Source organism: Aeribacillus sp. FSL K6-1121 (genome assembly GCF_038003725.1).
Classification (GTDB): Bacteria; Bacillota; Bacilli; order Bacillales; family Aeribacillaceae; genus Aeribacillus; species Aeribacillus composti.
In genome coordinates this window covers 2,766,440-2,780,007 of the sequence record NZ_JBBOPS010000001.1, presented here as the reverse complement: position 1 = coordinate 2,780,007, position 13,568 = coordinate 2,766,440, and the positions used below count along the sequence as shown (strand labels likewise).

Annotated in this window: 10 protein-coding genes and 3 pseudogenes; 10 read left to right on the top strand and 3 right to left on the bottom strand. The window is 40.2% G+C overall.

Annotated features, from left to right (window positions below):
* Positions 1-144 precede the first annotated feature (144 nt).
* The 7 genes and pseudogenes from NSQ61_RS13455 to NSQ61_RS20330 all read left to right on the top strand — a co-directional run.
* Positions 145-1,506 (top strand): IS4 family transposase, encoded by a 1,362-nt coding sequence (locus tag NSQ61_RS13455; protein ID WP_094245809.1) that lies wholly within the window; start codon positions 145-147, stop codon positions 1,504-1,506.
* A gap of 50 nt (positions 1,507-1,556) precedes the next feature.
* The gene (locus NSQ61_RS13450; protein ID WP_117017312.1) at positions 1,557-2,543 is read left to right on the top strand and encodes a sugar ABC transporter substrate-binding protein; all 987 of its coding nucleotides are present in this window, start codon (positions 1,557-1,559) and stop codon (positions 2,541-2,543) included.
* A gap of 210 nt (positions 2,544-2,753) precedes the next feature.
* Positions 2,754-3,752: an inositol 2-dehydrogenase gene (iolG, locus tag NSQ61_RS13445; protein ID WP_340807311.1), complete on the top strand. Its 999-nt coding sequence runs from the start codon at positions 2,754-2,756 to the stop codon at positions 3,750-3,752.
* A 117-nt stretch (positions 3,753-3,869) separates the two neighbouring features.
* A complete protein-coding gene (locus tag NSQ61_RS13440; RefSeq protein WP_063387626.1) occupies positions 3,870-4,736 on the top strand; it encodes a class II fructose-bisphosphate aldolase in 867 nt (288 codons plus the stop codon).
* Positions 4,737-4,936: 200 nt separating this feature from the next.
* Positions 4,937-5,215, top strand: a complete 279-nt coding sequence (locus tag NSQ61_RS20335; protein ID WP_445659451.1) for a transposase — start codon at positions 4,937-4,939, stop codon at positions 5,213-5,215.
* A gap of 188 nt (positions 5,216-5,403) precedes the next feature.
* The gene (locus NSQ61_RS13435; RefSeq protein WP_340807310.1) at positions 5,404-6,681 is read left to right on the top strand and encodes an IS110 family transposase; all 1,278 of its coding nucleotides are present in this window, start codon (positions 5,404-5,406) and stop codon (positions 6,679-6,681) included.
* A gap of 387 nt (positions 6,682-7,068) precedes the next feature.
* A pseudogene (locus NSQ61_RS20330) lies at positions 7,069-7,173 on the top strand (DUF3231 family protein); the annotation flags it as partial.
* Between the two features lie 599 nt (positions 7,174-7,772).
* Here the strand turns inward: NSQ61_RS20330 and NSQ61_RS13430 are convergent.
* The 3 genes from NSQ61_RS13430 to NSQ61_RS13420 are packed head-to-tail and all read right to left on the bottom strand — an operon-like array spanning position 7,773 to position 11,220.
* The gene (locus NSQ61_RS13430; RefSeq protein ID WP_066248135.1) at positions 7,773-9,077 is read right to left on the bottom strand and encodes a (Fe-S)-binding protein; all 1,305 of its coding nucleotides are present in this window, start codon (positions 9,075-9,077) and stop codon (positions 7,773-7,775) included.
* Position 9,078: 1 nt separating this feature from the next.
* Positions 9,079-10,488, bottom strand: a complete 1,410-nt coding sequence (locus NSQ61_RS13425) for an FAD-binding oxidoreductase (RefSeq protein ID WP_066248137.1) — start codon at positions 10,486-10,488, stop codon at positions 9,079-9,081.
* Between the two features lie 24 nt (positions 10,489-10,512).
* On the bottom strand, positions 10,513-11,220 hold the full coding sequence (locus NSQ61_RS13420) for a FadR/GntR family transcriptional regulator (protein ID WP_063387623.1): 708 nt from the start codon (positions 11,218-11,220) through the stop codon (positions 10,513-10,515).
* 458 nt (positions 11,221-11,678) lie between these two features.
* Between NSQ61_RS13420 and NSQ61_RS13415 the strand changes: the two genes are divergently transcribed.
* The 3 genes and pseudogenes from NSQ61_RS13415 to NSQ61_RS13405 form a co-directional block, all read left to right on the top strand.
* Positions 11,679-13,001, top strand: coding sequence for an MFS transporter (locus NSQ61_RS13415; RefSeq protein ID WP_339195645.1), 1,323 nt, complete (start codon positions 11,679-11,681; stop codon positions 12,999-13,001).
* A gap of 161 nt (positions 13,002-13,162) precedes the next feature.
* Positions 13,163-13,321 (top strand): annotated as a pseudogene (locus NSQ61_RS13410) (IS5/IS1182 family transposase); the annotation flags it as partial.
* 11 nt (positions 13,322-13,332) lie between these two features.
* Positions 13,333-13,497: pseudogene (locus NSQ61_RS13405) on the top strand (aldehyde dehydrogenase family protein); the annotation flags it as partial.
* Positions 13,498-13,568 lie beyond the last annotated feature (71 nt).

Below are 13,568 nucleotides of genomic sequence, written 5' to 3'. Positions count from 1 at the left end.
TCTAAGCCTTACGGTTAATGGGTTTGTTGGTTGTTTCGAATACTTCTTGACATAAAAATTTGCAAAAAAAAAACACCTCAACTTTTGGTATAGTTTAATTGTCCAGAAAAAACATTACCAAAAGCAGGTGAGGTGTCTCTTATTATGATAACGAATAACAGACTGAACAATCAACTACCAAAAGAAGTAAAAGCTATATTTGATGAACTTGAAATCTTAAAATATTTAAGGAAAGTGGGAATTAACAAGGGTTTCGGTTATTCCTGCGCCTATTTATTCCAGCTAGTTTTTAGTTTAGTTTTTGAAGGCAAAAATTTGTTTCGACTTCTTCAAAGTAAAAAAGCTAAAGATTTGCCGGAAAAAAACGCTATTTATCGCTTCTTAAATAACCCTCAATACAATTGGCGCAGGTTTTTACTTGTTTTGAGTACTTTCACCATTATGAAGGTAAGTAGTTTAACGAGACACGACCGTCCGAAAGTGCTGATCGTGGACGACTCATCTTATGAACGAAATCGCAGTAAAAAGGTTGAACTGCTTGCTCGCTGTTTCGATCATTCTTCTCAAAAAATGCGTTATTACAAAGGATTTCGTATGCTTACACTCGGCTGGTCAGATGGTGCTACATTTTTGCCTATTGATTTTGCTTTATTAAGCTCTACGAATTCCCAAATCAATGGGATTGATAACCGAATCGATAAGCGTACATCCGGTTATAAGCGGCGTGTCGAAGCTTTACAAAAAGCGCCGGAAGTTATTCCCAATATGATTAAACGGGCACTTTCTCAAGGAATCGATGCCTCATACGTTTTAATGGATACATGGTTTACCCAACAGCCTTTGATCAAGTCCATTGTGGATCAAGGGTTGGATGTTATTGGAATGGTGAAGGATACAAAACAAAGATATCAAGTGAACGGTGAATGGGTGAGCCTAAAAAAACTATACCAAACAGCTAAACCATCACAACATCAAAAGGGTATTTTGCGCTCTATTCACACAACGATGGCAAATGGCGTACCTGTTAAAGTGGTATTTGTCCGTAATCGTAATAAAAAGAGACAGTGGCTAGCTATTTTGAGTACAGACTGTACTTTATCGGATCAAGAAATCATTCGTATTTATGGGATACGTTGGGATATTGAAGTATTCTTCAAAACAGTCAAATCCTTATTGAAACTCCAAAAAGAGTTCCAAGGAAGATCTTATGATTCCATGATCAGCCATACCACTATTGTGTTTACAAGGTACATTGTTTTGTCTTGGCAAAACCGAGTAAGTACAGATTATCGAACATTAGGCGGCATTTTTTATGAACTTTGTGATGAAATCGATGAACTAGATTGGGCCTTTGCACTTCAACTACTCATTGAAATTCTTGAAGATGCACTTCAAAATGTAAATCAAAAGATTAAAAAATTCATCGAAAGTCAATTACGTAAATGGATTGTAGTTTTGCCTAATTATATCAAGGCTTATTTACCAAAATTGAGCTGCGAAAGTTGAGTAGTGTTAATATTAAAAAATTTATTTATAAATTCAAGGGGGATGATTTTATGAAAAAATGGGTGAAATCTTTAGGTGTTGTAGCAATGGCTGCTAGCATGATTATTGCATCCGGATGTGGGGGTGAAAAATCTTCAGGGGGAAGTAGTGAGAAAGAAGGCAACGAATTAGAAGGTAAAACAATATCAGTCGTTTTAAAAACGTTAAGCAGCCCATATTGGAAATATGTAGAGGCTGGTGCGAAAGCAGCTGGAAAAGAATTGGGTGTTGAAGTAAATGTTGTAGGACCAGCTTCAGAGTCTCAAGTGATCGAACAAGTAAATATGATTGAGGACCAAATCAATCAATCGCCGGGGGCATTAGTTGTTTCGCCAACTCAGCCTTCAACTGTTGTTCCTTCACTAGAACAGGCTACACAACAGGGCATTCCTGTATTGCTCATTGATACAGACGCAGAACTGAAAGATAAAACAACATTTATTGGAACAGAAAACTTCACAGCTGGTCAGGAAGCTGGAAAATTGCTTGCATCAATGTTGAATAAAGGGGATGAAGTAGCTCTTATTAGCGGTGCTCTTGGGAACACTGCAACAGATGAGCGTATAAAAGGAGCCAAAAAAGCTTTAGAAGATGCTGGGATGAAAGTAGTAGCTGAACAACCGGCAGATAGTGATAAATCAAAAGCGATGTCAGTAATGGAGAATATATTACAGAACAATAAAAATATTAAAGGTGTATTTGCTGCAAACGATGATATGGCACTTGGAGTGCTCCGGGCAGTTGAAGCTAAAGGAATGAAAATCCCGGTCATTGGCACAGACGGTACAGTTGAAGCTGTTGAATCGATTATAGCCGGAAAATTAGCCGGAACAATTGCTCAAAGCCCTTATGACATGGGATATTTAGGAGTTGAAAATGCAATTAAAGCTATAAAAGGTGAAAAAGTTGAAAAAAGAATTGACAGCGGCATTGATGTCATCACAAAAGAAAATGCGCAAGAAAAATTAGAATTCTTGAAAAGCATTACGAAAGAATAAATTTTTGTTAACTGATGAAAAGATGGTTGTTCGCAACAACAAGTGTGTCGGACACGTAAAACCATTAAATAGCTCGAGCTTCTTTAGCTCGAGCTCATTAATATAATGATCCTTTATTTACTTAAATAAAAAACTTTTAATGATGAGCAAGCAGATTTCATCATGCCAAATGATGGTCATTTTCTTGGTGAAAATGGAGGAGATCGGAACATGATAAACATTGGAATTATTGGAGCAGGGAGAATCGGGCGGCTGCATGCAGAAAACATGCAGCATATACCAAATGTAAAGATTAAAGGAATATCGGATGTAATGATTGCTCAAATGGAAGATTGGGCAAAAGAAAAGAACATTTCAATAGTTACGGATAATTATGAGGATCTTTTACGTGATCCGGAAATCCATGCCATTTTTGTTTGCTCTCCAACTACTACGCATGCCGAAATTATTAAAAAGGCTGCGGCGGCCGGTAAGCATATCTTTTGTGAAAAACCGGTTAGTTTTTCAGTTGAAGAAACAGTAGAGGTAATTAAGGAAGTTGAAAAGGCTGGCGTCAAATTTCAAGTAGGATTTAACAGACGCTTTGACCCGAATTTTAAAAGGCTACACGATCTTGTTCAACAAGGACAAATTGGAACACCTCATATTTTAAAAATTACTTCAAGGGATCCAAAACCGCCAACCATTGATTACGTGCGGACTTCAGGCGGTTTATTTATGGATATGATGATCCACGATTTCGATATGGCTCGTTATATTGTAAACAGTGAAGTAGTTGAAGTTTTTGCTCAAGGAGCCGTTTTAATTGATTCAGAAATTGGCAAAGCCGGTGATATCGACACGGCGGTTGTAACACTAAAATTTGAAAATGGTGCATTAGGTGTCATTGATAATAGCAGACAGGCCGTTTATGGATATGATCAGAGAGTAGAAATTTTTGGAGATAAAGGGGCGGCAACTGCTGATAATTGCCGGCCGACAACAGTTGAATTATCAACATCTGACCATGTTGTGAAGGATAAACCGCTCTATTTCTTTCTTGAACGTTATTCTGAAGCCTATATTGAAGAAGTTAAGCAATTTGTTCATGCTTGCATGGATAATGAATCTGTTTTGTGCAGTGGATTTGATGGCTTGCAAGCACAAAGAATTGCCAAAGCTGCGCAAGAGTCATTTGAAAAAGGAGTACCGGTGAAAGTCGAGTTTTAACAAACCATTTAAGAAAAAAATTCGTTGTTTTTCATTGAAGATTTTGTATAGAAAACGTAATAGCAAGTACAGATTTTCCCCAGAAAATAGTCGGTATAGGAAAAGGATGATGAATAAATGCCTTTAGTGACAATGCGAGAGATTTTCGCAAGTGCAGAAGAGGATAATTTTGGAATCGGTGCATTTAGTGTTGCAAATATGGAAATGGTTATGGGGGCGATCCAAGCGGCAGAGGAATTAAGATCGCCCATTATATTGCAAATTGCCGAAGTTCGTTTGAAGCATTCTCCACTTCATTTAATCGGCCCATTAATGGTTGAAGCTGCGAAACAATCTGTTGTCCCAGTAGCAGTTCATTTTGATCACGGTTTAACTTATGAAAAAATCAAGCAGGCACTTGATATCGGCTTTACATCTGTCATGTATGATGGATCACATTTACCTTTAAAAGAAAATATAGAAAAGACAAAAGAAATTGTTAAACTGGCGAACTTCTACGGTGCAACCGTTGAAGCTGAGATTGGAAGAGTCGGAGGAAGCGAAGATGGGTCAGAAGATATCGAAATAACTATTACAGGGGTTGAAGAAGCTGAGAAATTTGCTGAAGAAACAAAAGTAGATGCATTAGCAATTGCAATCGGGAACGCCCACGGCGTATATAAAGGTGAACCAAATTTGCGGTTTGACCGTTTGAAGGAAATTGATGAGCGAGTTGAAATACCGCTTGTATTGCACGGTGGATCGGGAATCGAAGAGAATGATTTTAAAGAATGCATTAAGTTAGGAATTAGAAAAATTAATGTTGCTACTTCAACCTTCAACAATGTTATCAATCATATAAATAAAAATGTCCAATCTTCTTGCTATACAGATTATTTTGTGTTTCATCAAGATGTTATCCGTGCCGCATATGAAAATGTCAAATACCATATTGAGATTTTCGGAAGCTCCAATCGAATAGAAAAATTGATGCAAAAAATATAGTTTTCTGTACGCTTATTCCCAAAAGATTTATTCCTGCCGGGGAATCGAAAAGCTCATCCAAGAAAATATTGAGAAACTGGCGGCTTTTTCTTTACCCAAGCCGAAAGCAGTCATTGCGGATGCAGGCTATGGCAGTGAAGAAAACTATGTATATGCAGTTGGTGATGAGAAAGAGCCTCGATTTGATTTTCTGATTCCTTATGGAACCTATGTACAAGAACAACACACAAATACAAAAAGGACACAAAAATGCGAAAAACTGGACGTATTGTGAGCAAGATAATTGTTTTATCTGCCCAAATGGAAGGAAAGTTGCGTTTAAAAAATACCAAAACAAAAAGGACCCGTCTGGTTATGAACAAAGCTTCAAAATCTATGAATGTGAAGACTGTAGTCATTGCCCTCTAAAATCAAAATGCACGAAAGCGAAAGGGAACTGTAAAATTATTACAATAAAAGGATATGTAGGGTGCATGTAATAAAATTTGACCACTTTTTTGAGAACTGGTCTATAGAATAAGTGAGGACTACTTCCTTACTAAGAAGAAAGGAGCATTCCTGTTAGAAGTTTTTTCGGGGACTTGAATAAAAAAAGCCCTCTTGGTATGATTCGGGGGTGTCAATCGGATGAATTGACCCCTAATTTGGATACCAAGGAGGACTATACATGAATTCTATCTCAAACAAGAAGATTAATCAAGTCACCGATCAAACGCTCGTCGTTGGCATGGATATCGCGAAAAAGAAGCATTACGCCTGCTTTGTGGATGAGCGAGGGAGGGTGCTGAAAAAATCGTTTCCCGTTCCGCAATCCAGAGAAGGGTTGGAATGGTTGTACCAGTGCATCGTGAAAGCGATGGAGGAATTTGAAAAAACGGAAGTGATCGTTGGCATCGAGCCAACGGGACATTATTGGCTCAATCTCGCTTATTTTCTTGACGAGAAGGGCATTCCTCTCGTCATGACAAACCCGATGCACGTGAAGCGCTCCAAAGAGCTGGACGACAATCTTCCAACCAAGCATGATGCGAAAGACGCGCTCGTCATTGCCCGGTTAGTGAAAGACGGCCGATTCAGCTATCCGCGCATTCTGAAAGGGATGGAGGCCGAACTGCGCGTTGGAGCGACATTTCGCTCCAAATTGGTGGAAGAACAGGGAGCGATTCGAAATCAAATGATTCGCTGGCTTGATCGATATTTTCCGGAGTTTTCCCAAGTCTTCCCGTCATTTGGGAAAATGGCGCTCGCGGTGCTGGAATATACGCCATTTCCGAGTGATCTGGCAGGAAAAGAGCTGGAAGAGGTGCTGGCCCTTTACCGGCAAAGTGAGGGATTACAATCGCCACAAAAGCCGAAAGCGAAGAAGCTGATGGAACTGGCCCAACACTCCATTGGCGTAACGGAAGGACAACAGATGGCCCGTATCGAAATCGCCACACTTGTCCGCCGGTACCGCCAATTGGAGAAAGAAATCGAGGCATTGACCCAGCAACTGACGGAACTTGTGCAAACATCCGTGGAATACGAATGGCTCAAAACGGTTCCGGGCTTAGGGGATGCGACGATCGTGGAACTGTTATCGGAAATCGGGAGTTTTTCCCACTATCAGGATCCGCGCCAATTATTGAAACTTGCGGGACTGACCTTACGGGAAAACTCCTCCGGCCAACACAAAGGGCAAAAACGGATCTCGAAGCGTGGAAGAAGGCGGTTGCGCGCCCTCCTCTTCCGCGTGATGATGCCGATAATCCGCCACAACGAAGCGTTTCGACAGTTACATGAATATTACACGACACGGCCCGATCATCCGTTGCGCAAGAAGCAATCCATTGTGGTGTTATGTGGGAAATTACTGAAGGTACTGCACGCTGTGTGTACGAAGCACCAGGCGTTCGATGCGAAGCGAATGATGCAGGACATCTTTGGTCTCGAAACGGCGGCTTGATGCCTGCATGCCTTACGATTCCCTAGACAACAAGGATGACACGGAGAAGCTGGCACGATATCATCCATTCGACCTTGAGTCCCTAAAGGAGCTTCGCCAGCCTCTGCCTGATGACTAGACCGAACGAAGGAATGTAGGCACAAGGATGCCCAGAGACATGGGAGGGTTCGTCATCATCAGCGATGCAGAGATCCAAGGTGCATTCCATACATTTACCACCATTACAACCAAATTAAACCAGTAGTGGCAGCGAAGCGCACCCACCCAATGTCATATATATACAGATTTGAGAAACAAAGTTAGAAAACGTGTCGAAAAAAATTTTTTTGACACCCCTGAAACGGCTACAACCGTTGATATATCAACATTTATAGAGGGAGGTTTATTATGGGAATTTTAAGCGATAATCCAAAAGAAGAGCCAATGCACTACGGAGAAATATTTGGCGTATGGTCGTATTTACAAACGGCTAAAGGATTTGTTGCCGGATATCCGGTTTAGTTTGTTACCAAACTAGGGATTCTTTGGCTGAGAATGGCAATATCAAGGTGTTTATGACTTCGTAATGAATCGTACTTGGCTGTTCTCGGATATGCGGAATTTACAAACCTATATGAATAAACAGAAACGTTAATAAAACGTCATATAAAGCTTCATGTTCTTACTTTTACAGACAGATTCTCTATGCCAATACGAAAAACGTTGCTCTGAAACATCGTCCAATTCAATGTAACTGGACACATTTTGGAGATTTTCAGCGTGAAGAAAATCCAATTGTATTAGCGGATCGAATTTTTTTTCGGCTGACTTGATTACATCGGCTAACAATCAAAAGGGTTATTTGAACTTGAGGCTGGCTATAATCTTTCCTTTCCATCCGTGTGTCGGAGCAGGTAAAATAGATGATCGATGGAAATTATCGAAAAAAGGTGGAAGAAGTCGATTAAAAAGGAATTAAATGATAAGTGAAAACTTTTAAAAAACGCACCTGAAAAAAAGATGGAAGTTTTCCTTTCAGGTGCGGAATGTCATTTTTAATGCTTCTGTCAAATGTACAATAAACACGTATCCAGCATAAGTGTAAGCAAAATTTATGAAATTCCGGCAGCTTCGGCCAAATATTCGACTAGATGCAATGCCCGCACAGAATCAGACAGTTTTTCGCGTTCGATACCAAGCTTCATCTGTATGAGACATCCTGGGTTGGTCGTAATCACGACTGATGCTCCGGTCGCTTTCGTATGCTTCATTTTCTCATCAAGGATGTCCATTGAGGCATCATAGTTAATAATATTATAGATTCCTGCTGAACCGCAGCACATGTTTGCTTGCTCCATCTCAACAAAATTAATTCCTGAAATACTTTTTAGAAGGTTTAAAGGCTCCTCAGTCACTTTTTGAACATTGGTCATATGACACGAAGGCTGATATGTGACTCGTTCTTCCGGATTTGACCGAAGATTAGGCAGTCCGCCGCAAGCGACTAGCACTTGGCTGATATCTCTTGATTTTGCAGTGAACGCAGCCGCTCTATCAGCCCATTCTGGATCATCTGCGAGCAGGTGGTCATATTCATGCAGCATAGCTCCGCATCCTCCGGCATTATTCACAATAAAATCAACGTTCTCTTGTTCAAATGCGGCGATGTTTTGTTTTGCGAGACGCTTGGCTTCCTCTATTTCACCAGAGTGCGCATGCAGTGCGCCGCAGCATGTCTGATTAGGGATGACAATGACATCACAACCCGCTTCTGCAAGCAGCTGTACAGACAACCGGTTGATGCGATGGAACATAGCATCCATGATACATCCGGTGAAAAATGCAACTGTATATTTTTTTTCACCTTTTGCTTTCGCTTTGGAAGGAGCTTGTTTACGCTCTGCTGGTGAAACTGCCTGAGACATTGTCGCTTCGAATTCACCTAAATGATAAGGCAGCTTTTTCATAATACCAGTTTTGCGCATCGCTTTTTGCAATCCGCTTTTCTCATAAAGCCAAAACGTATTGCCGATCACATTCATGGCTGTTTTACTAGGGAATACGTTCTGAAACATTGTCTTTCTCAGCAGACGAACAGGAGCTTTAAATTTCTTGCGTTTCACAAGTGCAGCCCTTGCTGATTCAAGGATGGAACCATATTCCACTCCAGTCGGACAAGCCGTTTCACAAGCCCGGCATCCAAGGCATAAATCCAACGGCTCTTCAAGCACTGATAGATCCGTGATTTTTCCTTCGCCAACCATTTTGACTAAATTAATACGTCCGCGCGGTGAATGTGTTTCTATTCGCGTAGTTACATATGTCGGGCAGACGGGCAGACAATAACCGCACTGTACACAGCTGTTCGTTTTATTATATTGAAATTCTTCCCTTAGTTCTTCTAGAGATTCTTTCATGTTAACTCAACTCCAATTTCTGCCCCTTTTCGGGGAAAATTTTTCCTGGATTCATGATGTTATTTGGATCCCAAACTTTTTTAATCCGCTTCATCATATCCAGACCGACTGGTCCTAATTCCATTTCCATAAAAGGAGCCTTCATAGTTCCGATGCCGTGTTCGCCTGAAAGCGTTCCGCCAAGTTCAACTGCTGCTGTGAAAATTTCAGCGACAGCTTGTTCTACGCGGCGCATTTCTTCTATGTCGTTTTTGTCGCAAATAATGTTTGGATGCAGGTTGCCATCACCTGCGTGACCGAATACGACGAGGTGAATATTATATTTATCTCGAATTTCCTGCAATCTTGCGCACATTTGAGGTATTTTGCTTCGTGGTACGGTGGCATCTTCTGAAATTTTGGTCGGTTTTATACGTACGATAGCCGGAGATACCAGCTTTCGAGCTTTCCAGATCTCCGCTTTTTCCGCTTCATTTTTTGGAATGCGAACAGCTCTTGCTCCGACAAGATAACATAGTTCCGCTGCTTGTTTGATCTCATCCTTTAAAGCTAAAGGATGGCCGTCGAGCTCAATGAGAATAATCGCTTCTGCATCTACAGGCAGGCCTAAAGGCTCGTAATTTTCGACCGCCACAATCGAAGCTTGATCCATTAACTCCATTTTGGCAGGCAAAATACCTGACGATAAAATTTTTGAAATGGCGCTTCCCGCATCAACAAGGCTGTCAAATACCGCCATAATGGTTTCGGAAGCGGGCGGCTTTGGAAGAAGGCGCAAAATTGCTTTTGTAATGATGCCTAAGGTTCCTTCTGATCCGACAATGAGTTTTGTTAAATCATAACCGGTTACATTTTTTACAGTGCGTCCGCCAGTATGAATGATTTCACCCTCAGGAGTGATAACCTCCAAACCAATCACATAATCTTTCGTTACTCCGTATTTTAATCCTCTTGGACCTCCAGAGTTCTCAGCTAAATTTCCACCAATAGTAGACACATGTGAACTGCTTGGATCTGGAGGATACATTAATCCTTTTTTCTCGGCTGCTTTGTGAATATCCGCTGTTAATACTCCCGGGGATACAACGGCGATTAAGTCTTCTTCATGAATTTCAAGTACATCATCTAATACCGATAAATCCAATACCATACCGCCTTTGACAGGCAGCGGGCCGCCGCTTAATGATGTGGCTTGACCGCGAGGATAAACTGGGATCTTCTCGCGATTGGCAAGCTTCACAAGGGATGCTAATTCTTCCACGCTCTTTGTTTGAATGACCACATCCGGCAGAAATGTTCCGAAAGAGCCGTCAAATGAATAGCTGAAACGGTCGCTCTCATCAGTGAGTACTTTACCGGTTTTAACTATTGATTTAATCTCTTCAATATGACTCGGTGTAACTACCTTCATATGAATCTCTCACTTTCCAATTTTCTATATCGTATAATCTCTTAAAAGCAGACTTAATTTTTTCTCAGCATTTTTTAAATGGATGAGACATTGGATTTTGGCGAGGTCCGGTTCTTCTGCTTCGATTGCTTGTAAAATATTGTAATGTTCTTGATATACAGCTTTTCGTTTTTGTTTTAACTCCACGTTAGGTCGCAACGTAATCTTTAATGTTTTTTCATAAAGAGAGGATAGATTTTCAAGTGTTTGAATTAAAACTGGATTATGTGTAGCCAAAATAATCGAACGATGGAATTCGATATCGGCCTCTGTTGAAATGTCTCCTTCTTCTAAAGATTCATTTTCCATTGTTTTTAAAATTCGTTTCATTTGCTCTAGCTGTTCAGGTGTACGTCGGAGTGCTGCTAAATATGCTGCTTCCGGCTCCAAAATTTTTCTCATTTCAAATAAATATTTAATGCTGTCCACATCATCGCTCTCAATTCGAATACGCTGTAATAATGATGAATTTGTTGATTCTTCTACATAACTCCCGCCGCCTTGACGCGAGGAAATGACACCTGCTGCACGCAGCATACTTAAAGCCTCGCGAATAGGTACTCTACTTACACCGAATTGAGCAGCCAACTCCATTTCTGTCGGCAGCTTAGAGCCTGGTGGAAATTTTCCGATTTCAATTTGTTTCAATAATTCACGAGATATCATTTGCGAAACTTTTTCTTTTTTGGCCATGACTCCCTCTCCTTTCGTCGTTCTAAAATAGGGAATGGACGAAATTTGTATAACAAATTTATTGATTAATATAACAAATTTATAATAATTTTTCAGTATTTTTTTGAATTTTTAATTTACAACACACTATTTTATGATTATAATAATCAAAAAAAATAAAAAACACAAGATATACAGTGAAATTTGTATTACTAATTTGTATTACAAATAACAAGTTGTTAGAACATGTTATTTACATTAGGATCCAACACAAAATAGGGACCCTTTATTCTAGCCTGAAAATGTAAACACTTACATTTTATAAGATTTTTTGGCCTTCAGCCTGTGCACTTTAAGGTGTGTTGATTCCTAATTGTAAATAAAGTGAAGTAATTTCGTTTCAATAATTTTCGGAACATTTACTTCATTCAATCTATACAGTTTTTTCTATATTCATTTTAAATTTAGGGGGAGTGGGTATGGTGAATGACGCAGTATCTTTGGAAAAGCAAACAGTGCGAAAAGTAACAAGGAGGATTATTCCATTTGTATTTTTCCTTTATATTATTTCGTATTTGGACCGGGCTAACATTGGTTATGCCGCTTTGGAGATGAATGATGCCCTTGGTTTGACCAGCCAGGTTTTCGGTCTGGCAACTGGTATATTCTTTATCGGCTATTTTCTTTTTGAAGTACCAAGTAATATTTTGATGGAGAAGTTTGGCGCCCGTGTCTGGATTGCGCGAATCCTCATTACATGGGGAATTATATCGATGGCGACTGGGTTTGTACAGGAAGCAAGTCATCTTTACATTATTAGATTTTTGCTCGGTGTTGCAGAAGCTGGCTTTTTCCCGGGAATTGTTTTGTACTTAACATATTGGTTTCGGGCAAAAGATCACGCAAAAACCATTGCCATGTTAATGAGTGCGATTCCTGTATCATATATTATCGGTGCTCCACTTTCGACATGGATTATGGACAACATTCATTGGTTCAATGTTGAAGGCTGGCGCTGGATGTTTTTAATTGAAGGTGCTCCGGCTGTGATTTTTGGGATCGTGACCCTATTTTATTTAGCGGATAAACCAGAGGATGCAAAATGGCTCACCGAAGAAGAAAAGAATTGGCTAATTGCTGAATTGGAAAAGGAAAGAGTAAAAGAAGCAGATGGCAAAAAGGGTTCTGCAAAGCATAGCGGACATATAGAAGCTCTTCGTGATGCAAAAGTGTGGTACTTTGCCATTATTTATTTTGTTTATATTGCCGGTACTCTTGGTGTCAGTTACTGGATGCCGCAAATTATTGATGGAATGTCAGCGTCTTTATCTAATACACAAATTGGTCTAATTGCTACCATTCCTTATATTGTTGCTACTATTGCCATGAACTGGTGGTCAGCCCGCTCTGACCGCAAAGGAGAAAGATGGCTTCATGCTGCCTTGCCGCTCTTGGTAGGGGCAATAACATTGATAGGCGCTGGAGTAACACTCCAACCTGTATTGGGCATGTTATTCATCACTTTATCACTTACAGGCATGTATTGTTATAAAGGTCCTTTTTGGGCGCTGCCTACAACAATGCTTAATCCAGCAAAAGCAGCTGTTGGGATAGCTGTAGTAAATTCGATTGGCAATCTTGGCGGTTTTATCGGTCCATATGCAGTAGGAGCATTGAAAGATTTGACGGGAGGAACAAGTGCCGGGTTGTATTTCTTAAGCGGCTTACTTGTGTTTGCTTTCTTTATGTTACTTGTCAAACGAGAAAAACCTAGAGCTGACATCCAAAAACAAGCAGTATAAGTGATGTCTGGCACTGCTCGAAGAGGAAAAGGACAAGGGAGAAAATTCCTTATCCTCAGGCTGTCGAGAAACTTCGACAGCCATTATTTTTATTTATAATCTTTATCAGTTTACCGTGTTAATTTATTATAATATTAGTTAGGATAATAACCATGTGAACTACAAATAAAGAGAGTCAAAATGAATATAAATTTGTTGTATTGAGGAACTTGTACCGGAAGATCACCTTTTACGAAAAATAGATCAATACATATATCACTGAAAAGGTTAAGGATTTGTATTGCCCGGATAACGGAAGACCTTCTATTGAGTCTGTTCTCGGTCCGTTAGAGTTTCGGAAGCATTGGAATTTGGCATCGTCGGTTTGAACGATTCGATTCCTGCTGTCGCCCAAGCGCCATTTGGAGGCGTGAAAGAGAGCGGAATAGGCCGAGAAGGGGGACACCATGGAATAGACGAATATTTAGAAGTTAAGTATATTTCGATGGGTGTTTAAACGGTTCTAATGCAAAAGGAAGACAAATAGATAAGAAGCAGATTCATCCGTTTAGGGCAGCAGCCTGGACA

Coding starts and splice junctions, on each gene's coding strand:
- NSQ61_RS13455 (WP_094245809.1), top strand. CDS start 145: ATGATAACGAATAACAGACTGAACAATCAACTACCAAAAGAAGTAAAA.
- NSQ61_RS13450 (WP_117017312.1), top strand. CDS start 1,557: ATGAAAAAATGGGTGAAATCTTTAGGTGTTGTAGCAATGGCTGCTAGC.
- iolG (WP_340807311.1), top strand. CDS start 2,754: ATGATAAACATTGGAATTATTGGAGCAGGGAGAATCGGGCGGCTGCAT.
- NSQ61_RS13440 (WP_063387626.1), top strand. CDS start 3,870: ATGCCTTTAGTGACAATGCGAGAGATTTTCGCAAGTGCAGAAGAGGAT.
- NSQ61_RS20335 (WP_445659451.1), top strand. CDS start 4,937: ATGGAACCTATGTACAAGAACAACACACAAATACAAAAAGGACACAAA.
- NSQ61_RS13435 (WP_340807310.1), top strand. CDS start 5,404: ATGAATTCTATCTCAAACAAGAAGATTAATCAAGTCACCGATCAAACG.
- NSQ61_RS13430 (WP_066248135.1), bottom strand. CDS start 9,077: ATGAAAGAATCTCTAGAAGAACTAAGGGAAGAATTTCAATATAATAAA.
- NSQ61_RS13425 (WP_066248137.1), bottom strand. CDS start 10,488: ATGAAGGTAGTTACACCGAGTCATATTGAAGAGATTAAATCAATAGTT.
- NSQ61_RS13420 (WP_063387623.1), bottom strand. CDS start 11,220: ATGGCCAAAAAAGAAAAAGTTTCGCAAATGATATCTCGTGAATTATTG.
- NSQ61_RS13415 (WP_339195645.1), top strand. CDS start 11,679: ATGGTGAATGACGCAGTATCTTTGGAAAAGCAAACAGTGCGAAAAGTA.